The organism is Ancylobacter amanitiformis (assembly GCF_030814815.1).
GTDB classification, from domain to species: domain Bacteria; phylum Pseudomonadota; class Alphaproteobacteria; order Rhizobiales; family Xanthobacteraceae; genus Ancylobacter; species Ancylobacter amanitiformis.
In genome coordinates this window covers 81,809-107,253 of the sequence record NZ_JAUSVR010000008.1, presented here as the reverse complement: position 1 = coordinate 107,253, position 25,445 = coordinate 81,809, and the positions used below count along the sequence as shown (strand labels likewise).

Below are 25,445 nucleotides of genomic sequence, written 5' to 3'. Positions count from 1 at the left end.
GGTGACGACACCCGTCTGCGCGGCCACCTCTCCGGTTCCCGCCGGTGAGGCGCCCGCACGCCTCGCCATCGTGCTCAAGGGCTATCCGCGCCTGTCCGAGACCTTCATCGCCCAGGAGATCCTGGAGCTGGAGCGGCGCGGCTTCGCTTTCGACATCTGGTCGCTGCGCCGTCCCACCGATCGCTACCGTCACCCGATGCATGAGGAGATCGCGGCCCGTCTCCTCTACCTGCCGGAATATCTCAAGGATGATCCGCGCCGCGTCTGGAAGGGCCTCGTCCACGCGCTGCGCCATCTCGCGTGGCGCCCGACGCTTGCCCTGTTCCTGCGCGACCTGCGGCGCGATCCGAGCGCGGGGCGCCTGCGCCGGCTCGGCCAGGCGCTGGTGCTGGCGCGTGAGATCGATCCGCGGATCCGCCATCTGCACGTGCATTTCCTGCACACGCCCGGCTCGGTGACGCGCTATGCCGCGCGGCTCACCGGCCGCAGCTACTCCTTTTCCGCCCATGCCAAGGACATCTGGACCACCCCGGAATGGGAGCGGGCCGAGAAGATCGCGGATGCCAGCTGGGGTGTCGCCTGCACGAAGGATGGCTGCAACGAACTGCGCCGCGTCGCCGGGCCGGCGGCCGGGCGCGTGGAGCTGGTCTATCACGGGCTCGACCTCGCCCGCTTCCCCGCGCCGCCGCCGCGCACCCGCCAGGCCGACGGGCGCGACCCCGCCGACCCGGTGCGTCTGGTCGCGGTCGGGCGGGCCGTCACCAAGAAGGGCTTCGACAAGCTGCTCGACGCACTCGCTCAGCTGCCGGCCGATCGGCACTGGCGCCTCGTCCATATCGGCACGGGCGAGTTGCTCGCGGGGCTCAAGCAACAGGCGGAACGGCTCGGCCTGTCCACCCGCATCGACTGGCGCGGCAGTCAGGCCCAGACCGCCGTGGTCGCCGCGCTGCGCGAGGCGGACCTGTTCGTGCTGCCGAGCCAGCCGGGCGAGGATGGCGACCGCGACGGCCTGCCCAACGTGCTGATGGAGGCGGCGACGCAGGCCCTGCCCGCCATCTCCACCCGTTTCGCCGGCGTGCCCGAATTCATCGACGATGACGTGAACGGCCTCCTCGTCCCCCCGGGCGACGCCGAAGCGCTCGCCGGGGCGCTCGCGGCGCTGATCGGCGATGCCCCGCGGCGCCTGCGGCTGGGTGCCGCCGCGCTGGCGCGGCTGACCGCCGATTTCACCTTCGATGCGGGCATCGACCGGCTCCAGACCCGGCTTCAGGCCTCCTCGGGCGGCACCGGCGGCCGGCCCGCGGCCGCGTCGCCGGTCGAGAACACGCCGGTCGAGAACACCTCGGCCGAAAACACGCCGGCCGAAAACACGCCGGCCGAAAACACGCCGGCCGAGACTCTGGCATCCGGGCGCTGATTGCATGCGCTGCCTGTTTCTCGCGCCGCTCAAGGCGCCCGACCATCCGGTACCCTCGGGCGAACGCACCATGGCACGGCTGTTCGTGCGGCTGCTGGAGCGCCTCGGCTACACCGTCGAACTTGCTTCCCACCTCACCAGTTTCGCGCCCGATCCCGATCCCGCGCGCTGGCCGGCGCTGGATGAACGGGCGCGCGAGGAGATCCGGCGGCTTCTGGCGGCGCGGCACGGCGAGGACGGGATCGCCTGCGTCTTCACCTACCACGTCTATTACAAGGCGCCGGACCTGATCGGCCCCCGGCTCGCCGCCGCGCTCGGCGTGCCCTATGTGATCGCCGAACCGTCGCGGGCGCCCAAGCGGGCCAACGGCCCCTTCGCGGAAGGCCACGCGCGGGCGGAAGCCGCCATCGCGGCAGCCGACCTGCTGCTCACCCCCACCGCCGCCGATCGCGACATGCTCGACCGCCTGAAATCGCCACACCAGCGCATTTTCGACCTCAAACCCTTCATTGACCCTACGGAATGGCCAAATCGGGGGCTGCTCCGTGCCATTTCGAAAGATCGGCCGGCGCGGCTGCTCACCGTCGCCATGATGCGCCCCGGCGACAAGCTCGCCTCCTATCGCCAGCTCGGCGCGGCGCTGGCCGGGCTCGACGGAGAGGACTGGACGCTCGACGTGGTCGGTGACGGGCCGGCGCGGGCGGAGGTGGAAGCCGCCCTTGCCCCGCTCGGCGCGCGGGTGCGCTTTCGCGGCGCCATTGCCGGGCGCGCCGCGCTCGGCGAGGTGTTCTCCGCCGCCGACCTGTTCGTCTGGCCCGGCGTGAACGAGGCATTCGGCGCCGTTTATCTCGAAGCGCAGGCCCATGGCCTGCCCTGCATCGCCGGCAACCATGGCGGCATTGCCGACGCGGTGAAGGCGGGCGAGACGGCCCTGCTCACCCCGCCCGGCGATATCCCGGCCTTTCGCGCGGCCGTCGCGGAACTGATGGTGGACGGAGAGCGCCGTCGTGCCATGGGCGAGGCCGCCGCCCGCTTCATCGGCGCCGAGCGCACGCTGGCCGCCGCCGCGACAACGCTCGCGCAGGCCTTCCGCGCCAGCGGCATCATTCTGCCGGAGATAGCGGCATGAGCGCGACCGACACCCCCGCGGGGACACCATCGCGCGTGCTCATCGTCGTCACCCATCTGCTGGGCGTCGGCCACCTCGCCCGCATGGCGGCGGTGGGCCGGGCCATGGCGGCGGCGGGGGTCGATGTCACCCTCGCTTCCGGCGGACGGGCGGCGGCGACGGTCGACACCACCGGCTGCCACCGGATCCAGCTGCCCCCGGTGCACTGTGTCGGCACCGATTTCCGCACGCTCTACGCGGCACCCGGCATTATTGCCGATGCCGCGTATCTGGCGGCACGGCGGGCGGCGCTCATCGAGGCCTTCGACGCGGTCCGGCCCGACGCGCTCATCACCGAGCTTTACCCGTTCGGCCGGCGCTCGCTCGCGGCGGAGTTCGACGCGCTGCTGCGGCATGCCCGCGCCGCGACGCCGCGCCCGGTCATCCTCGCCTCGATCCGCGACGTGCTGAACCCACCCTCAAGGCCGGAGAAGGCCGAGGGCGCGCTCACCACGCTCGCCGCCTTCTATGATGGGGTGCTGTTCCACGGCGCGGCCGCACTGGTCCCGCTCAGCGCCTCCTGGCCGGTGCCGCCAGCACTGGAGCGGCGGCTGATTGAGACCGGCTATGTGCATGACGGTGCCCGCGCGGCCGGCAATGGCGGCACCGATGGCACGGACGAGATCGTCGTCTCCGGTGGCGGCTCGGCGGCCGGCCTGCCGCTGGCGCGTCAGGCGCTGGCAGCGGCGCGTCTCGTGCCGGAGCGGCAATGGCGGCTGCTGGTGGGGTCCGGCGTAGCCATCGAGGCGTTCGAGGGGCTGGTGGCGGACGCGCCGGCCAATATGCGGGTCGAACGCGCCCGGCCGGACTTCCCCGCGCTGCTGGCGCGCGCCGCGCTCTCCATCAGCCAGGCCGGCTACAATACCGTGCTCGACCTCGCGGCGGCGGGGGCCCGCGCCATCCTCGTTCCCTTCGCGGAGGGCGCGGAGCAGGAGCAGACCCAACGCGCCGGCGAACTGGCGCGGCGCGGCCTCGTGCGCAGGCTCGCGGCGGCGACGCTGACCGGCGCGGAACTCGCCGCCACGGTGCGTGCGGCGCTTGGCGAGCCCCGCCCGGACTGGTCCGGCATCGGCCGCGACGGCGCCGCGCGCACCGCCGCACGGGTCGAGGAGGCCATCATCCGCCGACGCGCCGCCGGCCACGCCTGGGCCCGGCTGGAGACCACGCTGGCCCGCGCGCGAAAGGCGGGCCGCCCCCTCGCCTTCTGGTGGCGCGACGATGATGCGATCGCCCCGACGCCGGCGCTCGACACGCTGCTGGCGGCGCGCGCCCGCTGGGCCGTGCCGCTTTCGCTCGCCGTCATTCCTGCCCGCGCGACGCCGGCGCTGGCCGAGCGGCTCGCCGGCGAGGCGCAGGTGGACGTGCTCGTGCATGGCTGGGCGCATGTGAACCACGCGCCGGCGGGCGAGAAGAAGGCCGAATTCGGCGCGCACCGGCCGCGCGCGTCGATGATCGCCGACATCGCGGCCGGCCGGGCGCGGCTCGATGCGCTGTTCGGCGCGCGGGCGCTGCCGGTCTTCGTGCCGCCATGGAACCGTATCGCCCCGGAACTGGCCGAAGGCCTACCCGCTCTGGGGATCGCGGCGCTCTCCACCTACAAGCGCCGCCCCCCGGACGGACCAGCGGCACCGCTCCGGCTCAACACCCACTGGGACCCGATCGACTGGCGGGCCGGCGGCGGACTGGCGGAAGAGGCCGGGCTGCTCGACGGGCTGGTGCGGCGGATCGAGGAGGAACTGGCGAGCCAACCGGACGTGCTGGAACCGATCGGCCTGCTCACCCATCATCTCGTCCATGACGGCTGGATTGATCGCTTCCTCGGCGAGGTGATGGACCGGCTGCTGGCATCGGGCACGGTGCGCTTCACCAGCCCGCGCGCGCTCCTCGCCGCTCAGGCGGGGCGGCGGTAGAGATAATAGCAGCCCTCGCGCAGGCCCGCCGGCCGGGGCGGCTCCTCGAAGCCCTCCAGCGCCAGCTGCCGGTTGCAGTCGCGGTCATGCGAGCCCAGATCCGCATTGGCCAGCACCACCCGGCCGGCCAGCCGGCCCGCGAGCGCCGGCACTGTCTCCTCGATCTCGCCGAGATGCAGAAGGGCGGGATCGGGCTGGCAGTCCTCATAGGCCCCGTTCACCCGGTCGAACACATGGATCTCGCGCTCCGGCAGGTGGCGGCGCAGATGGTCGAAGGTGCGCCCGAGCCCGAGGCCCAACTCCACCACCGGCCCCGGCCGGCTGGCGATCGCGGCGAAGGCATGGGCAAGGCAGGCATGCTGCGCCTGAAGGCGGAACAGTGTCTTTTCCAGCCGCGACAGCGTGGACATCGGTTGGCTTTCCGTCAGCGATAGGGATCGGCCGCGTCGCGCAGGCCGTCGCCGAGGAAGTTGAAGGCAAGGATGACGCAGATCACCGGCACGACCGGCAGGATCAGCCAGGGGTAGAGAACCACGATATTGATGTTCTGCGCCTCGTTCAGCATCACGCCCCAGGAGGTGATGGGCGGGCGCAGGCCGAGGCCGAGGAAGCTCAGCGCGGTCTCGCCGAGGATCATGCCGGGAATGGCGATGGTGGCCATGGCGATGAGGTGGCTCATGAAGCCCGGCACCAGATGGCGGAACACGATGCGCGGCGTGCGCGCGCCCATCAGCTGGGCCGCGACGACATATTCGTCCTCGCGCAGCGACAGCAGCTTGGAGCGCACGGCGCGCGCGAGCCCGGTCCAGTCCATCAGGCCGAGAATGACGGTGATGCCGAAATAGACCAGGATCGGGCTCCAGTCCGGCGGCATGATCGCCGAGAGCGCCAGCCAGAGCGGGATATGCGGCAGCGACTGCACCACCTCGATGGCGCGCTGGGTCAAGAGGTCGAAGATGCCGCCATAATAGCCGGCAAGGCCGCCGATGACGATGCCGAGCGAGAAGCTGACCGCCACGCCGATCAGGCCGATGGTGAGCGAGATGCGCGCGCCGTAGATCATGCGCGAGAGCATGTCGCGCCCCAGCCGGTCGGTGCCCAGCAGGAACAGCGTGCCCCCCTCGCCGGGGCACATGAGGTGCAGGTTGCTCTCGATGAGGCCCCAGAACCTGTAGCTGTCGCCGCGGCAGAAGAAGCGCACCGGGTAGATCCGGCTCTCATCCGGCGTGTAGGTGCGCCGCAGCGTTTCGAGGTCGAGCTTGTAGTCGAGCCCGTAGGTGAACGGGCCGATGAAGCTGCCCTCGTGGAACAGGTGAATGCCCTGCGGAGGGCTGCGGATGAAGTCGGTATGCCGGGCCTGGTAGTCGTAGGGCGCGAGGAATTCGCAGAACAGGATCGAAAAATAGACCACGAGGAGGAAGATGCCGGAGATCAGCGCCAGCCGGTGGCGGCGGAACTTCCACCACATCAGCGTGAGCTGGGAGGCGAGATAGACCCGCTCCTGCGCCTTGGTCATCGGCTCGGTCGCGTTCGGATCGAACGGGCCGGTCGCCACGTAATGCGTCATCGGCGCGCCGGAGGGCGGCAGCCGGACGGTGGACGGGGCGGCATCGGACAGGGCGGCGTCGGCGTTCACTTGGTGCTCCCTCCCTGAAGCCGGATGCGCGGGTCGAGGAAGGCGAGCGCGATGTCGGAGATCAGCACGCCGACCACGGTGAGGCAGGACAGGAACAGGAGAAACGAGCCGGCCAGATACATGTCCTGGCTCTGCAGCGCGCGCAGCAGCAGCGGCCCCGTGGTTTGCAGCGAGAGCACCACCGCGGTCAGTTCCGAGCCGGAAACGATGGCCGGCAACACATCGCCAATATGCGAGATGAAGAAATTGAGCGACATGCGCAGCGGGTATTTCGTCAGCGCCCGGAAGGGCGGCAGGCCCTTCGCCTTGGCGGTCACGTAGTACTGCTTCTGCAATTCATCCAGCAGGTTGGCGCGGATGGCGCGCACCATGGAGCCGGTGCCGCCGGCGCCGATGATGAGGACCGGGATCCACAGATGGGCGAGGATCGACTGCGCCTTCTCCCAGCTCATCGGCTGGTTCAGGTAGACCGGGTCCATCAGCCCGCCGATCGACAGGCCGAACCAGACATTGGCGAAATACATGAAGATCAGCGCCAGCAGGAAATGCGGCACGGCGATGCCCAGCAGGCCGATGAAGGTGAGCCCGTAATCAGCCCAGCTATACTGGTGGGTTGCGGAATAGATGCCGATCGGGAAGGCGACGATCCAGGTCATCAATATGGTGCAGAACGACACGAGGATGGTCAGCGCCAGCCGGTCGCCCACCACGTCCCGCACCGGCATCTCGTATTCGAACGAGTAGCCGAAATCGCCCTGCACGAAATTGGCGATCCAGTAGAAGTAGCGCTCGATCGGCGGCCGGTCGAAGCCATATTCCCGCTTGAGGAACTCGATGCGGCTGGTATCGGCCTTCTCGCCCTGCGCGGCCATTTCCGCCACATAGGTCTCGAAATAATCGCTCGGCGGCAGTTCCATCACCGTGAAGATCAGCGCGCTGGTCACCAGCAGCGTCGGGATCATGATGAGGATACGGCGGAGAATATAGCGCAGCAGCATCCTCAGTCCCTCGTCACTTCAAGGCCGGAGGTGCCGTCGTCGAACCAGAACGTGTCCGGCATGTAGATGCCGAAATAGGCGCCGGGCTCGAAACTGTAGATCCCCGTTTCCGGCACGTTGCGCAGCTGGCGGCTCACCACCACCGGCTGCGAGGTGCGGTTGATCACGCCGATGGTGAAAACCTGGTCGGCATTGATCTCCAGCATGCGCTTCCAGATGGCGCGCCGTTCCTGCGTGCTCACCGAGCGGCGCCATTGCAGGGCGAGATCGGCCAGTTCGGCCGCCGCCGCATCATCCGGCTTCTCGCCCTCGCGCCCGCCGCTATCCACATATTGCCCCCAGAGCGGCCACTGGAACTGCATGGAATTGGTCGGCGCCAGCGCATCGGGCGGCATGTCGGGACCGGGCACCGCATTGTCGAGGCCGGGCCAGATCGACATCATCACGTTGCCGGCGATGACGCTGCGCCGGAGCAGGTTGGTCTGCGCGCTGTGCACGAACAGCTTGATACCTATCTTCTGCCAGTCATAGCCGACCAGTTCGAGAATGTCGGTCTGCTCGGTACTGTCGCCCGCCGTGTCGACGGTGATCTCGGCGCGCCGACCGTCGGGCAACAGGCGGATGCCGTCATCATCGCGCCGGTCGAGCCCGGCGGCGTCCAGCAATTTGTTCGCCAGCGCCGGATCATATTGCGCCCAGGCCCGGTCATATCGCGAATCGTAGAGCGGGCTGCCCGGGATCACCGTGTTGGCGCCCTCATGGCCGAGCCCGAAGAAGATGACCTGGTTGATGTCGCGCCGATTGATGGCGACGGAGAGCGCGCGCCGCACGTTCACGTCGCGCAGCACGGTGCGCCAGCCCGGGTCCTTGACATTGAGGTTGGGCAACAGCGCCACATAGGCGCCTTCGCCGCGCTCCCACAGGCGCACCTTGTAGCCGCCGCGCGCCTCCCCCTCCTTGAGGAAGGTGTAGTCGGCGAAGCTGAGATAGCGCGCCTGCAGATCCGCCCCGCCGGCCGCCACCTTGGCCGCGATCAGCGAGGCGGTACCGATCGAGATGGTTATCTTGTCGATATAGGGCAACTGGCGGCCGCGCTCGTCGACCCGGTGAAAGAACGGGTTGCGCTCGAACACGAAGAACTCGGCCGGCGGCGAGGTGCGCGGGATCCATGGGCCGAGCAGCGGCAGGTCCGGGTTTTCCGGCCGGTAGGAGCGCGACATGCGGTCGTGCAGCGCCGTCCAGTCCTTCACCCGCACTTCCTTGATAAGGCTGGAGAGCTTCAGCGGGTCGGCATAGCGCTGGTGGAACTGCTTCATGTAATGGGCGGGCATGACGATCACGAGCGGCTGCGCGCCCGCCAGCGCCGGCAGGAAGCCGGGATTGGGCTTCGACCAGCTGTAGCGCACGGTCGTCTCGTCGATCACCTCGAAGGTCGCCGGCTCGCCCTCCACCAGCATCTGCAGCGGCGGCCCGCCGGGATTGAGCTTGGGATCATTGGCGACATCCTCCCACCAGTAGCGGAAATCCTCCGAGGTGAAGGGTTGCCCGTCGGACCAGCGATGCCCCGGCCGCAGATGCAGGGTGAAACGGCGCCCCTCCTCGACATCCACGTTCAGCAGGATATCCGGGACGATATGGCCTTCCAGATCGAACACGACGAGGCGCGCATAGCCGTAGAGCGTGACGAAGCGGATATCGCGCTGGTCGCCCATCAGCGCGCGCAGCGTGCCGCCATAACGGCCCGGTTCATTGCCGGCCGCCTTGAGGTCGATCACCCGCGGCACCTGCGGCAGCCGCTGGGCCAGCGGGGGCAGGCGGCCCTCCCATATGTCGCGCACGAAGATCGGCGGCTCGAGCGAGAGGTCGATCGCCTCCGCGCGCGCCACGCCGCTCACCGCCGGCGCGAGGGCCGGAGACAGGACCAGCGCCGCCAGCAGCCCGGCGATCAGGAGAAGCCCCCGCTTCAGCATCATCGGCTCCTCATGCCGCGGTCAGGTCGCGAAGGGTGCACGCCGGATCGGCCAGCACCCGATGCCCGCCGCCCAGGTCCACCATGGCGAGCTGGCCCGGCGCGCCGCCGCGAAAGCTTTCCGGCCAGTTGGCCGGGTCCGACATGCTGGCGCTCGGCACGCAGGTCGCGAAGTCGAGCCGTCGATCGAGATCCGGCAGCGGCACCGCCTTCAGCAGCGCCTGCGTATAGGGATGCGCCGCGCGCTCGAAGATGGCATCGCGCGGGCCGATCTCGACAAGGCGCCCGCGCGCCATCACGGCGATGCGGGCGGCCATGTAGTGGACGACAGCCAGATTGTGCGAGACGAACAGATAGGTGAGCCCGAGCGAGGCCTGCAGATCCTTGAGCAGGTTGAGCACCTGCGCCTGCACCGAGACGTCGAGCGCGGAGACCGGCTCGTCGCAGATGATCAGCTCGGGGTTGAGCGCGATGGCGCGGGCAATGCCGATGCGCTGGCGCTGGCCGCCGGAGAAGCTGTGCGGGTAGCGGCTGAGGAAGCGCGGATCGAGCCCGACGCACTCCATCAGTTCCACCGCGCGGCGCTTCTGCTCGGCGTCGGTGCCCGCGCCCTGGATGATCATCGGCTCGCGAATGATGTCGAGCACGGTCATGCGCGGCGACAGCGAGGAGACCGGATCCTGGAAGATCATCTGCATGCGCGGGCGGAACGCCCGGAGCGCGGCCCCCTCAAGGGCACGCACGTCGATCGGGCCGGCGGGATCGTTGACGATGATGGAGCCGGAATCGGCGCTGCGCGAGCGCATGATCATGTGGCCGACGGTCGATTTTCCCGAGCCGCTCTCGCCCACCAGACCGAGGCACTGGCCGCGCAGCACGTCGAAGCTGACATCGTCCACCGCGACGACGCCGGCGCCCTTCTTGGCCCCGTAGGTCTTGCGCAGGTTGCGCACGCTGAGCAGAACCGGCGGCGCTGCCGGCCGGACCAGGTCCGTCACCCGCGCCGGGGCCTCGTCGGCGCCCCGGGCGAAGTCGCGCGGCAGCACCGGGGCAATCTCGCGCAGCGCCACCAGCCGCTCGCCCGGCTTCATGTCGAAATCGGGCGAGGCCTTGAGCAGCGCCTTGAGATAGGGATGCTGGGGCCGGCGGAAAATGTCCTCGGCCGTGCCCGCTTCCATGATCTGCCCGCGATAGGCCACCACCACCTCGTCGGCCATGTTGGCGACCACGCCGAGATCATGGGTGATCAGCAGGATCGCCATGCCGATTTCCTGCTGAAGATCCTTCATCAGCTTCAGCACCTGCGCCTGGATGGTCACGTCCAGCGCGGTGGTCGGCTCGTCGGCGATCAGCAGCGCCGGCCGGCAGATCAGCGCCATGGCCAGCATGGCGCGCTGGCGCAGGCCGCCCGACAGTTCGAACGAATACTGGTCATAGGAGCGGTGCGGGTCGCGGAAGCCCACCAGATCGAGCATCCGCTCGGTCACGGCGCGGGCCTCGCGGCGCGGATGTGGACGGTGGAGCTGCAGCGCCTCCTCGATCTGGTTGCCGATCGTATGCACCGGCGAGAGCGAGGACATCGGCTCCTGGAAGATCATGCCGATCCGCCCGCCGCGCAGCTTGCGCATCTTGCGCCCGTCACGATCGAGGCTGGCAAGGTCGATCACCTTCCCAGCCTTGGCCGGATCGGCGAACAGGATCTGCCCTTGCGTGATGAAACCGTTGCGCGGCAGCAGGCCCATCACCGCCTGCGAGATCACCGTCTTGCCGGATCCGCTCTCGCCCACCAGAGCGACGGTGCGCCCCGCCGGGACGCGCAGCGAGACGCCTTTCACCACCTCGTTGGGCTGGCCGTGCAGCGTGAACGAAATGCGCAGATTCTCGATGCGCAGGACATCGGCGGGACCCGGCTGCTCCACGCCTCAGGCCCTCGCCATGTTGAGAATGCCGAGCACCGCCTTGCCCGCCATGACCTCGCCCAGCGTGGCCGCATCGGCGATCGCATAGACCGAAATGCTCGCCCCGCTGATGTCCATCGTCACCTCGCGCGCGGTCAGCCGGGAGAAATCGAAGCCGGAGGCCTCCGCCGCCTCCTTCGAGACGACATAGTCGGACAGGAATTCCTTGGAGGCGCTCTCCAGCGCCGCCGCCACCGCCACCGTGTCGCCGATGGCGTGCAGTTCATTGGCGCCGAGCCCGTCGCTGACGCGCGCCAGCACGACGCGGCCCGTATGAATGCCGATGCCGGCGCGGATCGGGATGGGCAACGCCCCGCGCATCTCGCCATTCAGCAGTTCGAGCACGCGCGACATGTCGCGCGCCGCCCGCAGCGCGGCACGGGCGCCCGTGGATTTCTTGTCCGACGTGTCGAACACCGCCATCAACCCGTCGCCATACATCTGATCCACACGACCGCCATGGCTTTCCACCGCCTGCCTCATCTCCGAGGAGAAGCGGTTCACCAGCACCGCGATCTCATAAGGAAGCCGGTTGTGCGTCAAGGTGGTGAACGCGCGAAGATCGAGTACGAGGATGGTGGCCTCGCGCTCCAGCGCCCATTCCATCGCCGCCTCATCCTGGTCGACGTCGAAGCGCCGGCCGAGCACCGGCATCAGGATGCGCACGCCAAGGTCCTGCGTCGGGCGCAGCTGGCAGGCGAGACGGATATTCTCCGGCGCGCCGAGGCTGGCCAGCACCATGCGCTCGCCGCCGAACGGCTCGGTCACATGCTCGCTGCCCGAGAGCACCTGCACCCGGCAGGTCGCGCAGCGCCCACGCCCCCGGCAGGAGGAAGGGTGCGGAATATGGTTGATGCGGCTCGCCTCCAGCACCGAGGTGCCGCGCGGCACCTCCACCCGGCCGAAGCCGCGATAGGTGATGGTGACGGTCGCCCCCACCCGTCGGCGGATATAGAACACGCCGATGAGACCGGCGAAGGCGGCGACGAAGCCCGCCACGCCCCAGTAGAGCGTGCCGCCGGCCATGGCGAGGCGTCCGGCCTGCGCGGCGGTCAGAGCTTCCGGCGCGGCCCCCAGCGCCGCCTCGCGCCCGCCGGCGAAGAACCCCATCAGCGCCAGGCAGGGAATGAGCACGGCCAGCACCAGCCCGGCAGTGCGCCAGCGCGCGGTGTACCAGTTCTGGTAGCGCATGGCGTGATGCATCCCGATCACGCCATGGCTCCACGCCACCACCAGCAGCAGGCTCTGCGAGAACACCGCGCCGGGCCACAATTTGTACAGCACCGCCTGGTAACCGGTATCGACGCCGAACCAGGTATGGGCGATGCGCGTCTGCACCACGTGGCTGACGACCAGCAGCGGAATGGCGAGGCCGGACATGATCTGCCACGCCTCGTCGCGCGGCATGCGCCAGGTGCGCCGCAGCGTGACCCGGTAGGCGGTGAGGCCCATATGCGCCAGCGCCGCGCCGTAGAGCAGCAGCGTGCCGGGCAGCGACTGCCAGATCAACCAGCGCCATTGCTGGACATGCTGCATCGCCTCGACCCCGAACACGCCCACGGCGTGGTTGAGGAGGTGGGTCAGCACGAAGGCGAACAGGATGATGCCGGACCATTGCCGCGCCCCGCACGCCCATGGCACGTCGCGCAGGTGCGTCCGCTTGTGCCCGGCATCCTCAGCCGGTCTGGTCGTCGAACTCAGCGACATGGGTGACCGTCAATGCACCTGTTCATGAGTCGCCGTGAGAGCGACCTTGTGGCCTGCATCGACGGCCGGCGTCCCCTTGGGAAGACGTTCCACCAGCTGGGCACAGATATTGTTGAGTTCCATGATCTGGCGGCCCAGTTCGCGCACGACCGCATGGTTGAACGGGCGCGATTCCTTCAGCAGCTGGAGGAACGGCTCGCGATCGACCCGGAGCGCGACAACCGGCGTCTCCGCCGTGATGGTGGCCATGCGGTTCTGGTCGCACAGCACGCCGGCCTCGCCGAGCAGCACGCCGCGCACATGCTCGGCGAAGTCGATCACCCCATGGCCGGTGACGAGCGACACCTTGAACTGGCCTTCCAGCACGATGTAGACGGCATCGGACGCATCGCCCTGCGCGTAGATCACCTCGCCGGGCTGGAACACGACACGGTCGCTGATCATGGCGAGCAGCTTCAGCTTTGCACCTTCCACATCGCGGAACATGCGGAACTTCTGAAGCGACCGGACTTCGTCCTCGATGGTCATTTCATAGCCTCCTGCGGCTGTTGCTCGCGAACCGGCGCCACTGGCCGACCCTCCTGAGCCTGCGTGCCGGACGGGGAGCCCTTGCGCTCGGCTCCCGCCAGCTTGGCTCCCTCGAATGTCAACACCAGATCGAACGCGTCGAGATCATCATCGTTCGACTGCGCGACGATGACGGTCCGGCCCGCCATCGCCTCGAAGATATTCTCCATGATCATATGCGCCTCACTCGCTCCGAAGCTAGAGAGAGCATCGTCAAGAATGAGAATGTCGGGCTGGCGCAGCAGAGCGCGGGCCAGATGCACCGTCACCCGCTGCTGCACCGAGAGCAGGCGGCCGCCCGGGCCGGCATCCTGCTCAAGGCCCTTGGAGACCACGAAGCTCTCCAGCCCCAGTTCGTCGAGCACCGCATGGGCGGCGTCCAGCAGCTTGTCGCGCGCGTGCATCTTGCCGTAGCGGATGCGGCCGAACAGCAGGTTGTCGCGGATCGTCGCCGCCGGCATCAGTCGCTCGGGATCGTAGAACTCGATCTCGCCGGCATCCTTGGCCGGCAGGAAGTCGCGGAAACTGCCGCGGGCGCGCAGCACGCGGGCGACGAGATGCTCGTCGATCAGGCTGAGCCGGTGGCGCGGCTCCACATACATGAGCGCGTAGCCGACCAGCTTGTCGCGCAGTTCCGGCGAGAACTGGCGGCGCTGGCCGCGCTGCCACGTGCCCTGCAGCTGCGGCCACAATTCGCTGAGCTCGGCCTCGTCGATGAACGAGTAGCGTTCGCGCAGCGGGTTGTCCGCGGCGAGGCCCTGGAAGGCCTCCGCCACCGTCTCCACCATCTTGAGGCCGATATTGGTGAGCGGGGCCACCAGCGCCTCGGCGGCGATGATCGAGCGCACGAACGGATCGTGGGCCAGTTTCTCCGCCGCGAACCGCTTGCCGATCGACACGCCGAACAAGAGGTTCTCGCCGATCGTGGCATTGGCGTTGAAGCGCTCGGGCTGGAAGGTCTCGACATAGCTGGCGAGGCCCAGTTGCTCATAGCGCGCGTAAATGGCTCCGCGCGCGCCCAACAGGCGCTCGGCCAGATCCTCGCCAAGGTCGTCGCCCAGCTTGCTGGTCAGGCCGACGCGGAAGATGTCGTCATAGCCGCGCACGGTGCGCAGCGCCTGGATGATGGCGGCATCGAGATCGGCCGGCCCGGAAAGGCCGCTGGCATGATAGTCGATCCAGTCGGCATCGGGCGAGACGATCGGGTTGTTGGTGGCGAGCGCTTCTTCCCGCCAGTAGCGGGCGGCGGCATCCTTCGGCTCGTCCGGCACCGGCAGCGCCCGGCGCAGCGCGAGGCACAGATTGTCGCGGATCGAGCCGGACATGATGAAGGGTTCGCCGGAGGCATACAGCATCACGGCGCTCGCCTCGCGGTCCGACATCGCCCCCACCTCGTGCCCGCCAATGGTGACGCTGCCCTGATAATCGGTGATCTGGCGCCCCATCACCTTGGGCAGGATGTCGCGTCCGCTGCCGGCGGCACCCACCAGCGCGACGCGGCCCGGCCGGCCGATGGCGGCGGACATGCGGTCGATCTGCACGAGGCCGCGCCCGTTCATCACGCGCAGCCCGACGATGGTGATCGGCGCGTCGCGCGGGATCGGCTCGGGGTCACGCACCGGATCGGGCGGCAGCAGGGTCTCCTTGTAGAAGGCCCCCACCACCTGCTCGTATTTCACCGTCACGTCGGCGCGCTGCTGGTCCCAGTCGATCAGTTCCTTGATGGGCCCCGGCAGGTCGCGATAGGCGGCGATGACCGCCACCAGCTGGCCGATGTCGAGCCGCCCCTTGAGCGCGAGATAGCCGCCCAGCGTGTAGAAGATGAAGGGGGTGAGCTGGGACAAGAGGTTATTGAGGAACTTCACCGCGAACTTGCGGCGGTAGAGCTGCAGGCGGATGTGGAACAGCGTGCCCAGGCGCTGGCCGATCTCGGCCGCGCTGTAGAGCGCCACGCCGAACACGTGCAGCGCCGGCGCCGCATCGATCATCTCGCCGATGCGCCCGGCCAGCCGGCGCGATTCGATCTGCCGCATCCGCCCGAGGCGGATCTGCTCGCGGCGCAGATAGGGGATCACCACGCCCTGCACCAGGATGAGCGAGAGCGACAGCGTGCCCAGCCACATGTTCTGCGCCAGGATGAAGGCCATCGCGGTGATGGCCTGGGTGCCGAGGAAGGCCGGCGTGATGAAGGCCTCGCCGAAGAAGCCGCCGATCGGCTCCACCTCGTCCTTGATCATCGAGGTGACTTCGGCCGACTTGGTGGTGCGCACATCCTCCGGCCGGAAGCGCATGACCAGCTCGAAAAGTTCGAAGCGCAGCCGCCGCAGCATCCGCTCGCCAAGCACGCCCTTGCGGATGTTGATGACGTATTTGAACCAGCCGTTGATCAGCGTGAGCACGAGGAAGACCATGCTCAGCGCGAACAGGTAGGGCACCTGCGCCAGCAACAGGCCATCGGTGATCTGCCAGGTGGCGCCGCCGAGGAAATCGGGCAGCGAGAGCGAATAGTCGAACAGGCGCGCGCCCGCCTCGCCGTGCTTGAAGACGTTGCCCTGGATAGCCTCGTTGACGATGCGCTTGGGCACGTCGAGCGACCACCAGTAGAAGGGCAGCGACGCCACCACGAAGATCAGGACGATCAACTGCTCCCGCCGGCTGTGGTGCCAGACATAACTGAAGAAATTGAGGGACAAGGCCTTTGCGCCCTTCGCTGGCAGAACCTAAAATTCCGATCGTCATAAATAGGCAGCCGACCACCCACGCGCATGCACGATCACCAAATCCTGAGAAGGCTATCATGATCGCAACGATTCCGCTCTACCCCGGCCGGCGCAGTGCGTTGAAGCGGCTCGCTCTTTGCGGGTTCGCGCTGCTTGTCGCGACGCCCGGATCCGCGCTCCCCGCTTCAGCCGGGCAGGACGGGCGCGACCTCGTGCTGTCCGACGGCTTCGAGGGCACGGATTTCGCGCCAGCCGGCGGGCTCTACTACAAGGACAACCACGAGCAGGAGGCCGGCAGCTACGCGTTTGAGCCCGAGATCGTGCGAAACGGCAAGCAGGCCATCGAACTCTCCGTCCGCTCGCAGTGCAAGAAGCAGAACGGGCTGTGCAGCGAGCGCGCCGAGGTGTGGGAGAGGCCGGAAGTGCTGGTGCTCTATGGCAAGCCGGTCTGGTACGCGCTGTCCATGCGCATGGCGACGCCGATCCCCACCGAACCGCACCGCTACGTGATGGCGCAGTGGAAGCGCGAGATCGATCCCGGCGCGCATGGCGACTACTCGCCGCTTCTGGCGCTGCGCATGGTGGACGGACGGCTCGTCGCCACGGTCGACACCGACACCGGCGCGTTCCAGCCCGTCGGCACGGCGGAGCGCCCGTCCGCGTGCCGGCCCGGCGAGGCGCCGGCCGGCACGCCCGACGAGTTCAACCAGTTCCGCACCCTCATCGCCGCGGCGCCGGGCGAGCGACCGCCGGCGCAGATCGGCTTTCCCGGCTGCTCGCCGGACCTCGTCATCACCCCGCGCGGGGGCACCCTGCCGGCGCTGGATTCGGGCTGGATCGACTTCGTGTTCCAGGTGAAGCCCGGCCCCGGCGGCGACGGGCGCATCGACATCGTGGCCAACGGCCAATGGATCGTCACGGTGGAGGGCAAGATCGGCCACGAGGGCGACGGCCTTGGCGACCACATGTATTTCAAGTTCGGCCCCTACCGGGCCGGTCAGGACGGCATCTGGAAGATCTGGTACGACGATTTCCGCCGCGGGCCGGCCTGCACCGACGTGGCGAGTGCCGAACTCTGCGCGACGCTGGGGGCGGGGGTGAAATCCGCCCTCACGCCTTGACGAGGCCGGCGGGGGAAAGCCCCGCCTTCGCGAACACGTTGCGCGTGTCGACCAGCACGCGCGCGTGGGCCGCCACCAGCGCGTAATCGACCTCGTCATGGTCGGTGGCGACCAGCACCGCGTCGACGCTGTCCAGCAGTTCGGCGGTCAGCGGCACCGATCGCTTGCCGCTGAGCCGGCCATGGCGGCGGGTCGGCGGCAGCGCCGCGACGAAGGGGTCATGGAACGCGCATTCCCCGCCGCGCTCGTCGATCAGTTCCATCAGCTTGAGCGCCGGGCTCTCGCGCACGTCGTCCACGTTCTTCTTGTAGGCGACGCCGAGCACGAGGATGCGCGCGCCCGAAAGCCCCCGCCCGGCCAGCCGGTCCAGCGCTTCCGCCAGCGTGTCGACCACGAGATAGGGCATGCGCGTGTTGATCTGCCCGGCCAGTTCGATGAACCGCGTCTCGATGTCGAACTCGCGCGCCTTCCAGGTGAGATAGAACGGGTCGATCGGGATGCAGTGCCCGCCCAGCCCCGGGCCGGGATAGAACGGCATGAAGCCGAACGGCTTGGTCGCCGCCGCCTCCAGCACCTCCCAGATGTCGATGCCCATGGCGGCGTAGACGGTCTTGAGTTCGTTCACCAGCGCGATGTTGACCGAGCGGAAGATGTTCTCCGTCAGCTTCGCCGCCTCGGCCACCTGGGTCGAGGATACCGGCACGACGCGGGTGACGAGATCGCGGTAGAGCGCGCTCGCCAGCCGGCCGGCCGCCTCCCCCTCGCCGCCCACCACCTTCGGGATGGTGGCGGTGGAATAATGCGCATTGCCGGGATCCTCGCGCTCGGGCGAGAAGGCGAGGAAGAAATCCTGCCCGCACACCAGCCCGCCGGCTTCCAGGATCGGCTTCACCACCTCGGCCGTGGTGCCCGGCCAGGTCGTGGATTCCAGCACCACCAGCTGGCCCGGCCGCAGCGTGCGGGCGATGGCGCGGGCGGTCTCCTCGACGAAGGAGAGGTCCGGCTCGCGCTGACGGGTGAGCGGGGTCGGCACGCAGATCAGGATGGCATCGCATTCCGCGAGCGGCGCGAAATCCTCCGTCACGGCGAAACGGGACGTGGCGAGCGCGGCCGCCATCCGCGTGGCGGGAATGTACTTGATCACCTGCCGGCCGCTGGCGATGTCGGCGACGCGCTGCGGATTGATGTCGAAGCCGGTGACGGGGAAGCCGGCCTCCACCGCCACCAGCGCCAGCGGCAGGCCGACATAGCCGAGCCCGATCACGCCGATGCGCGCATGGCGGGCGGCGAGGCGCTGCTCAAGGCGGGCGGCGGGGCTGTCATCACGGCTGTCATCACTCATGGAACGGCTCGCGCTGTGCGGGATGGCGAGCGCGTGGTCTAGCCGCCCCGTGCCCGGCGCACAACGCCCGGTCCTCGGCTTCGCACGGTCAAACTCTGGCACGGCCCCCTTGACCCGGCCTCAGCGATAGATTCGGGAAGCGGGCGCACAGCGCGCGCACCTGCCCGCCGACCTCGGCGATCACCTGCGCATCCGCCGGGGCGCGCAGGATCCGGGCGATCCATTCCGCGAGGGTGGCGAACTCGGCCGTGCCGAAGCCGCGCGCCGTGCCGGCATTGGACGAGAGGCGCAGGCCCGAGGGCGCCTCCGGCGGGCGCGGGTCGAACGGGATCAGGTTCTTGTTGACCGCCAGCCCCGCCTTTTCCAGCGCCTTGGCCGCGACATCGCCCGTGGTGCCCGTCTCCGACAGGTCCACCAGCATCAATCCGCAATCGGTGCCGCCGCCGACGATGCGCAGCCCCGCCCCGGCGAGCCGGTCGGCCAGCACCCGCGCATTCGCCAGCACGGCGCGGTTATAGGCGGTGAATTCCGGCCGCAGCGCCTCGCCGAAACAAGCCGCCTTGCCGGCGACGATATGCATCATCACCGAGCCCTGCACCCCGGGGAAGATGCCGTAATGGATGCGGTCGCTCAGGTCCTCGTCATTCCACAGCACGATGCCGCCGCGCGCGCCGCGCAGCGACTTGTAGGTGGTGGAGGTCACGACATGGGCGTGGGGGAACGGGTGCGGATAGAGCCCGGTGGCCACCAGCCCGGCAAAATGCGCCATGTCGACCATCAACAGCGCGCCGACCTCGTCGGCGATGGCTCGCATGCCAGCGAAATCCAGCGCGTGCGGATAGGCCGAGCCGCCGGCGACGATGAGCCGGGGCCGATGCGTCCGCGCCAGCGCGCGCAGTTCCTCCAGCTCGATGCGCTCGCTCTCCCGGCTCACGCCGTAGCGCACGATGGTGTAATCGCGCCCGGTCAGCGTCGCCGGGTGGCCGTGGCTGATATGCCCGCCCGCCGCCGTGTCCATGGACAGGATGGTATCGCCCAGCTTCAACAGGCCGAGAAACACGCCGGCATTGGCGTTCGATCCGGAATGGGGCTGAACATTGGCGAAGCGGCAGCCGAACAGCCGTTTCGCCCGCTCGACCGCCAGCGCCTCGATGGCGTCGGCAAATTCCGCCCCGCCATAATAGCGGCCATAGGGCAGGCCCTCGACAGTCTTGTTGGTCAGCACCGAGCCCTGCGCCTCCAGCACGAGGCGCGAGACGATGTTCTCGGAGGCGATCAGCTCGATGCCGTCCTGCTGGCGGGCCTGTTCACCGCGAATGGCGGCGGCCAGTTCGGGATCGGCGTCGAGGCCTTGCGTGAAATAGCCGGCGTGAAGCGTGGACATGGCACTCGCGGGAAACGGGAAACGGGAGGGTGCAGCCTAGCGGGCGAGCGCCGCCTCGGCGAGGTCGCGGCGCACCGGCGTCAGGTGCCAGCCGGCCTCGTGGCGACGCCAGTATTCCTCGCGCAGCGCGGCCGAGATCGGGCCCGGCCGGTCATTGCCGAGAATATGCGTCGTGCGGCCGGTGCTCACCCGGGCGATCGGCATCACCCCGCCCGCCGTCGTGGTGGCGAAGACCTCGTCGGCACTCTCCAGCAGCGCGCGCGGAATGGGCGCGATCGTCGCCTCGATGCCGAGATCGCTGCAGATTTCCAGCACCGAGCGGCGGGTGATGCCTTCCAGGCTGCCGCGATCGGGCGTCAGCACGCGCCCATCCTTGACGACGAAGAGGTTGAAGCCGGGCCCCTCGGTGAGAAAGCCCTCCGCGTCGCACAGCACGGCGGTGTCGAAACCCTGCCCATGCGCCTCCAGCAGGCCGGTGGTCAGGTCGCCCCACTGGAAGTTCTTCACCGTGGGGTCGACGCTGGCATCGGGCACGCGCGGCACGGAGCTGATGAGCACATGCGCGCCCCGCGCCTGCACCTCCGGCGGGATGACGTCGATCCACGGGGCGGCATAGGCCATGAAATGATTGTCGCAATCGGCGGGGCGGCGGGAGCCGCGCACGCGCGGACGGCCGCGCAGCGCCATCATCGAGACATAGGCATCATTGAGCCCGGCAAGCGCGACGCAGGCGTGCAGGATGTCGTCCATCTGCGCCCGCGTCTCCGGCGGGGCGAGATGGCGGGCCTGCATGGCGCGCTCGAAACGGTCGAGATGGTCGGGAAGCCGGAAAAAGCCGCCGTGATAGACGTGCACGACGTCATAGACCACGTCGGAGCGGGTGAAGCCCCAATCCGTCACCGGCACCGCGGCGTCCATGAGCGGGACGAACCGGCCCTTCACATAGGCCGCACCTTGGCTGAAATCCCGATCGGGCACGCGTTCCTCCACATGGCTGGACACGCGAGCATCGCAGCCCTGCGGCAGGCGGTTCAAGTCACCCGATGCGCCGGGCGCCCCCGACTTAAGGCGCAGAGGCGCCGCCGGCCGGGCCCCGCGTCGCGGCCGCAGCCGCAGCCATCGTTCAGCCGCGCTTGCCGGTGAGCCAGGAAATGAGCGGGCTGCTCGGCTCGGACGTCTTGGGCATGGATTCGACCACGACGATTTCGTTCACCTGGCCCCGCTTGAAGGCGGTGAGGAAGGTCTCGTACTCGGCCAGCGACACGCAGCCATTGGAATCGCCACGCGGCCCCAGCATGTAGGGATGCACCAGGAAGCCGTTGCGCCCGTACATCTTGCCGTCGCCGATCGGCGTCATGCGCACGGCCTCGACGCCGTGGAAACGCGACTCGCGCATGGTCAGCTTGTAACGGTTGGGCGGGGTGGGGCCGAGCATCTTCACCGCGACATGGCGCGGATCGTCGAACTTGTCGCCATAGCCCGAATGCGCCTCCAGCTTCTTGCCGCCCGGCATGTACAGCTTCTTGGCGCGGATGTCGTAGATCGCGAACTTGTCCCCCGCCGCAGGCAGGCGCAGTTCATCGGAGACTTCCGGCGGCGCGGCGGCGGGAGGCGTCGACGGCTCCTCCGGCGCGATATCCTCCTCCATGGTCGGCGGCAGCATCGCCAGCTCGGCGGAAGCCGAGGCCGAGGCGGAAGCTGCGGTCGGCGCGTCCGCGAGCGGCAGAAGCGGCTTCTTCGGCGGAAGGGGAGCGAGGGTCAGCGTGTCCTCGGGTTCATCGCCCGGCATCACGCGGCCGGCATAGAGCGGATTGGCCATGGGCAGCGGCACCGCGCTCACCGTCTCCACCGTCGGCGGGGATGTGGGCGGCGATGCCGGCAGGGCAGCCATCACGGTCGGGCGGGTCGGCGTCAGCGCGGGGTTGAACAGCCAGCCATCCGGCTGGCCGATCTCGCCGGCGGCGCGGAAATTGCGGACATCCATCACCGTGTGAACCGGGGCGGGCGCCGGCCCGTCCACCACTTCGGCGGTCACGGCGGGCACCGCCGGCCGCAATTGCAGCTCGGGGTCGACACGGGCGGCATCGGCGCGGGTCGGAAGGAACGCGTTGGAGACCCAAGCCGCCGCCACCGCCATCGCGACGAAACTCGCTGAGCCGATGAGGAAGGTTCCGACAAAGCGCATAGGCGTCTCTACATAGGTGGCGAATCAGACGGATGCGTCGGCAGACCGGGCCGAGACCCGAACTGTACGTGCAGTCCATTCCTTCGAACAGTCCCCCAAGATCCCGGCTCTTTTCCGGCCGGTTGGCGGCGCTGAACGCGTCGACCCTAGATTTGTTTAGGTAATATTTCATTAATGCCGCTGCGACAATGCCTCTCGGGCCGGTATGCACCGGCCGGATGCCCGATGCCGCCGGATCGCGCCCCGGCAACGGCCGCCGCACGCTCACGGGCCCCGGATCTCCAGGCCGCGACACTTTTCAAGCCGCGACATTTTTTCGCTGCCGAGCGCAGATAGCTGCGCGCCCCGCGAAATCGCATGCCTGTTTCGAGAGCGCCCGACAGGCGGACGGGGCGCTGTTCGGCTCTCTGGCGCGACGGCGAACCGTCACCATATGAGCCTCGCAAGCCGAGGGCGGCGTCCCCCGGCCTGCCCAGGAGAACCCCATGAAGAAGACTGACCCCCGCGCCTGGATGTGGTCGGAAGCGCTCGACATGCTGAACCGCGCCGAGCGCATGCACCGGCAGATGTTCCAGCCGGCGCCGGAGCCCGCGCGCCGCCCTGGCGCGCTTCGCTGGGAGCCCCCGGTCGATGTGCTGGAGACGGAACGCGAACTGCTCGTGCTCGCCGCGCTGCCGGGCGTCGACCCCGATCGCATTACCGTGGCGATCAATGGCGGCGTGCTCACCATTGCCGGAGAGCGCGTGCTGCCGCCGGAGCTCCATCGCGCCACCATCCACCGCATGGAACTGCCGCAGGGTCGTTTCGAGCGCCAGCTGGCCTTGCCGCCCGGCCGCTACGAGGTCGCCCATCCGCGTGTCGTGAACGGCTGCCTCGCCGTCGTGCTGCGCAAGGTTTGAGAGCGGGGATAGAACCATGACACACCCCAATTATGAGACGATCGCGCCCGTTCATGCGGCCGATGCCGGCGGAAACGGCGGCGCCGCGAATGGCAGTGGCGGCGTGCCCGCGGACCAGCTGATCATCCTGCCCGTGCGCAATTTCGTGCTGTTCCCCGGCGTCGTCATGCCGGTGGCGGTGCAGCGGCCGGCCTCGCTCGCGGCCGTGCAGCAGGCGATCCGCGAGGGGCGCCCGGTCGGCATCCTGATGCAGCGCGATCCGCAGCAGGAGGAACCGGCGAGCGGCGACCTGCACCGCATGGGCGTCGTCGCCAACATCCTGCGCTACGTCACCGCGCAGGACGGCACGCATCACCTCGTCTGCCAGGGCGAGCAGCGCTTCCGCGTGGAAGAATTCGTCAAGGAACGCCCCTTCGTCACCGCCCGCGTGACACGGGTGGAGGAGGTCGAGGAGAGCACGTCCGAGATCGAGGCGCGCTTCGTCCACCTGCAGGGGCAGGCCACCGAGGCGCTGGAACTGCTGCCGCAGGTGCCGGGCGAACTGGTCGCGGCCGTGCGCGGCGCGGAATCGCCCGGCGCCCTCACCGACCTCGTCGCGGCCTATATCGACATCTCCTCCGACGAGAAGCAGGAACTGCTCGAGACGGTCGACATCGTCGCGCGCATGAACAAGGTCTCGCGGCTGCTGGCGCACCGCATCGAGGTTCTGCGCCTGTCGCAGGAGATCGGCCGGCAGACTCGGGCCTCGCTGGACGAGCGCCAGCGCGAGGTTTTGCTGCGCGAGCAGATGGCGGCGATCCAGAAGCAGCTGGGCGAGGATGGCGGCAACAGCCAGGAAATCGCCGAGCTGGAGACGCAGGTCGCGGAGGCCGGCATGCCGGACGACGTGGAGCAGATGGCCCGCAAGGAGCTGGGCCGGCTGCGCCGCATGTCCGACGCCGGGCCCGAATACGGCATGATCCGCACCTATCTCGACTGGCTGATCGCCCTGCCGTGGAAGCTCCCCGAGGAGCCGCCGATCGACATCGGCGAGGCGCGCCGGGTTCTGGACGAAGACCATTTCGGCCTGCCCAAGATCAAGCAGCGCATCATCGAATATCTCGCCGTGCGCAAGCTCGCGCCGAACGGCAAGGCGCCGATCCTGTGCTTCGCCGGCCCTCCCGGGGTCGGCAAGACCTCGCTCGGCCAGTCCATCGCCCGCGCGCTTGGCCGCAAGTTCATCCGCGTCAGCCTAGGGGGCGTGCATGACGAGGCGGAGATTCGCGGTCACCGGCGCACCTATATCGGCGCGCTGCCCGGCAATATCATCCAGGGCATCCGCAAGGCGGGCACCCGCGACTGCGTGATGATGCTGGACGAAATCGACAAGATGGGTTCCGGCATCCAGGGCGACCCGTCGGCGGCGATGCTGGAAGTGCTCGACCCCGAGCAGAACGGCACGTTCCGGGATAATTATCTCGGCGTTCCGTTCGACCTCTCGCGCGTGGTGTTCATCGCCACCGCGAACATGCTCGACACCATCCCCGGCCCGCTGCGCGACCGCATGGAGATCATCACCCTGTCGGGCTACACCGACAGCGAGAAGCTGCAGATCGCCAAGCGCTACCTCGTGCGCCGGCAGCTGGCGGCCAATGGCGTCAGCCCCGAGCAGGTCACCGTCGCCGACGACGCGCTGCAGACCATCATCCGCGCCTATACGCGGGAGGCCGGCGTGCGCAACCTGGAGCGTGAAGTGGGACGCGCGGTTCGTCACGTCGCGGTCGGCATCGCCGAGGGCAGCGTGACGCACGCCGACATCACGGCCGAGGGCGTGCCCGACCTGCTGGGCCCGCCGATCTTCGAGGACGAGGTGGCACTGCGTGTCAGCGTGCCGGGCGTGGCCACCGGCCTTGCCTGGACGTCGGTCGGCGGCGACATCCTGTTCATCGAGGCGACCAAGGTGCCGGGGCGCGGCGGGCTGATCCTCACCGGCCAGCTCGGCGACGTGATGAAGGAAAGCGCGCAGGCGGCGATGAGCCTGGTGAAGAGCCGCGCCGCCGAGTTCGGCATCGACCCGGCGGTGTTCGCGACCAACGACGTGCACGTTCACGTGCCCGCCGGCGCGACGCCGAAGGACGGGCCGAGCGCGGGCGTCGCCATGTTCACCGCGCTGGTCTCGCTGCTCTCCGGCCGCACGGTGCGCAAGGACACGGCGATGACCGGCGAGATCTCCCTGCGCGGTCTCGTGCTGCCGGTCGGCGGCATCAAGGAGAAGGTGGTGGCGGCGGCACGGGCGGGGCTGACCCGCGTGATGCTGCCCGCCCGAAACCGGCGCGACTATGAGGATATTCCTCAGGATGCGCGGGAGCGGCTGGACTTCGTCTGGCTGGAGCGGGTGGACGACGCCATCGCCAACGCGCTGGAGCCGGCCGAGGCGACCGACGCGCCCGCCCTTCCCCTGCGCGCCGCGGTCTGAAGGCCCGCG

Annotated in this window: 18 protein-coding genes; 6 read left to right on the top strand and 12 right to left on the bottom strand. The window is 68.9% G+C overall.

Annotated features, from left to right (window positions below):
* Position 1 precedes the first annotated feature (1 nt).
* The 3 genes from QOZ99_RS13425 to QOZ99_RS13415 are packed head-to-tail and all read left to right on the top strand — an operon-like array spanning position 2 to position 4,495.
* Positions 2–1,417 carry a glycosyltransferase gene (locus tag QOZ99_RS13425; RefSeq protein ID WP_306890493.1) on the top strand — a complete coding sequence of 472 codons (1,416 nt, stop codon included), beginning with the start codon at positions 2–4 and terminating at the stop codon, positions 1,415–1,417.
* A gap of 4 nt (positions 1,418–1,421) precedes the next feature.
* Positions 1,422–2,546: a glycosyltransferase family 4 protein gene (locus tag QOZ99_RS13420; protein WP_306890492.1), complete on the top strand. Its 1,125-nt coding sequence runs from the start codon at positions 1,422–1,424 to the stop codon at positions 2,544–2,546.
* A complete protein-coding gene (locus QOZ99_RS13415; RefSeq protein WP_306890491.1) occupies positions 2,543–4,495 on the top strand; it encodes a glycosyltransferase in 1,953 nt (650 codons plus the stop codon). The genes QOZ99_RS13420 and QOZ99_RS13415 overlap by 4 nt, the downstream gene beginning before the upstream one ends.
* Here QOZ99_RS13415 and QOZ99_RS13410 read toward each other — a convergent pair.
* The 8 genes from QOZ99_RS13410 to QOZ99_RS13375 all read right to left on the bottom strand — a co-directional run bounded on the left by QOZ99_RS13410 (position 4,477) and on the right by QOZ99_RS13375 (position 16,023).
* Positions 4,477–4,905, bottom strand: coding sequence for a class I SAM-dependent methyltransferase (locus tag QOZ99_RS13410; protein ID WP_306890490.1), 429 nt, complete (start codon positions 4,903–4,905; stop codon positions 4,477–4,479). The two genes, QOZ99_RS13415 and QOZ99_RS13410, sit on opposite strands and share 19 nt — an antisense overlap.
* 14 nt (positions 4,906–4,919) lie before the next feature.
* Positions 4,920–6,062: an ABC transporter permease gene (locus tag QOZ99_RS13405; protein WP_306890590.1), complete on the bottom strand. Its 1,143-nt coding sequence runs from the start codon at positions 6,060–6,062 to the stop codon at positions 4,920–4,922.
* Positions 6,063–6,127: 65 nt separating this feature from the next.
* Positions 6,128–7,126 carry an ABC transporter permease gene (locus tag QOZ99_RS13400; RefSeq protein ID WP_183190958.1) on the bottom strand — a complete coding sequence of 333 codons (999 nt, stop codon included), beginning with the start codon at positions 7,124–7,126 and terminating at the stop codon, positions 6,128–6,130.
* A 5-nt stretch (positions 7,127–7,131) separates the two neighbouring features.
* The gene (locus QOZ99_RS13395) at positions 7,132–9,102 is read right to left on the bottom strand and encodes an ABC transporter substrate-binding protein (protein ID WP_306890489.1); all 1,971 of its coding nucleotides are present in this window, start codon (positions 9,100–9,102) and stop codon (positions 7,132–7,134) included.
* A 7-nt stretch (positions 9,103–9,109) separates the two neighbouring features.
* Positions 9,110–11,017, bottom strand: coding sequence for an ABC transporter ATP-binding protein (locus QOZ99_RS13390; protein ID WP_306890488.1), 1,908 nt, complete (start codon positions 11,015–11,017; stop codon positions 9,110–9,112).
* Positions 11,018–11,020: 3 nt separating this feature from the next.
* Complete coding sequence (locus QOZ99_RS13385) at positions 11,021–12,763, bottom strand: adenylate/guanylate cyclase domain-containing protein (RefSeq protein ID WP_306890487.1); 1,743 nt, start codon at positions 12,761–12,763, stop codon at positions 11,021–11,023.
* A 9-nt stretch (positions 12,764–12,772) separates the two neighbouring features.
* Positions 12,773–13,291 (bottom strand): cyclic nucleotide-binding domain-containing protein, encoded by a 519-nt coding sequence (locus tag QOZ99_RS13380; protein ID WP_306890486.1) that lies wholly within the window; start codon positions 13,289–13,291, stop codon positions 12,773–12,775.
* Complete coding sequence (locus QOZ99_RS13375; RefSeq protein WP_306890485.1) at positions 13,288–16,023, bottom strand: ABC transporter transmembrane domain-containing protein; 2,736 nt, start codon at positions 16,021–16,023, stop codon at positions 13,288–13,290. The genes QOZ99_RS13380 and QOZ99_RS13375 overlap by 4 nt, the downstream gene beginning before the upstream one ends.
* A gap of 104 nt (positions 16,024–16,127) precedes the next feature.
* Here QOZ99_RS13375 and QOZ99_RS13370 point away from each other — a divergent pair, with 104 nt between their 5' ends.
* Positions 16,128–17,171: a polysaccharide lyase family 20 protein gene (locus QOZ99_RS13370; RefSeq protein WP_306890484.1), complete on the top strand. Its 1,044-nt coding sequence runs from the start codon at positions 16,128–16,130 to the stop codon at positions 17,169–17,171.
* On the opposite strand, the gene QOZ99_RS13365 is transcribed toward QOZ99_RS13370, so the two are convergent.
* The 4 genes from QOZ99_RS13365 to QOZ99_RS13350 form a co-directional block, all read right to left on the bottom strand.
* A complete protein-coding gene (locus tag QOZ99_RS13365; protein WP_306890483.1) occupies positions 17,161–18,513 on the bottom strand; it encodes a nucleotide sugar dehydrogenase in 1,353 nt (450 codons plus the stop codon). The two genes, QOZ99_RS13370 and QOZ99_RS13365, sit on opposite strands and share 11 nt — an antisense overlap.
* A gap of 88 nt (positions 18,514–18,601) precedes the next feature.
* The gene (gene glyA, locus QOZ99_RS13360) at positions 18,602–19,897 is read right to left on the bottom strand and encodes a serine hydroxymethyltransferase (protein ID WP_306890482.1); all 1,296 of its coding nucleotides are present in this window, start codon (positions 19,895–19,897) and stop codon (positions 18,602–18,604) included.
* Between the two features lie 36 nt (positions 19,898–19,933).
* Positions 19,934–20,875, bottom strand: coding sequence for an aminotransferase class IV (locus QOZ99_RS13355; protein ID WP_306890481.1), 942 nt, complete (start codon positions 20,873–20,875; stop codon positions 19,934–19,936).
* Between the two features lie 145 nt (positions 20,876–21,020).
* Complete coding sequence (locus QOZ99_RS13350) at positions 21,021–22,082, bottom strand: DUF2778 domain-containing protein (protein ID WP_306890480.1); 1,062 nt, start codon at positions 22,080–22,082, stop codon at positions 21,021–21,023.
* 485 nt (positions 22,083–22,567) lie between these two features.
* Here QOZ99_RS13350 and QOZ99_RS13345 point away from each other — a divergent pair, with 485 nt between their 5' ends.
* Together QOZ99_RS13345 and lon are read left to right on the top strand one after the other, a co-directional pair.
* Complete coding sequence (locus tag QOZ99_RS13345; protein ID WP_183190798.1) at positions 22,568–22,981, top strand: Hsp20/alpha crystallin family protein; 414 nt, start codon at positions 22,568–22,570, stop codon at positions 22,979–22,981.
* 16 nt (positions 22,982–22,997) lie between these two features.
* Positions 22,998–25,436: an endopeptidase La gene (gene lon / locus QOZ99_RS13340; RefSeq protein ID WP_306890479.1), complete on the top strand. Its 2,439-nt coding sequence runs from the start codon at positions 22,998–23,000 to the stop codon at positions 25,434–25,436.
* Positions 25,437–25,445 lie beyond the last annotated feature (9 nt).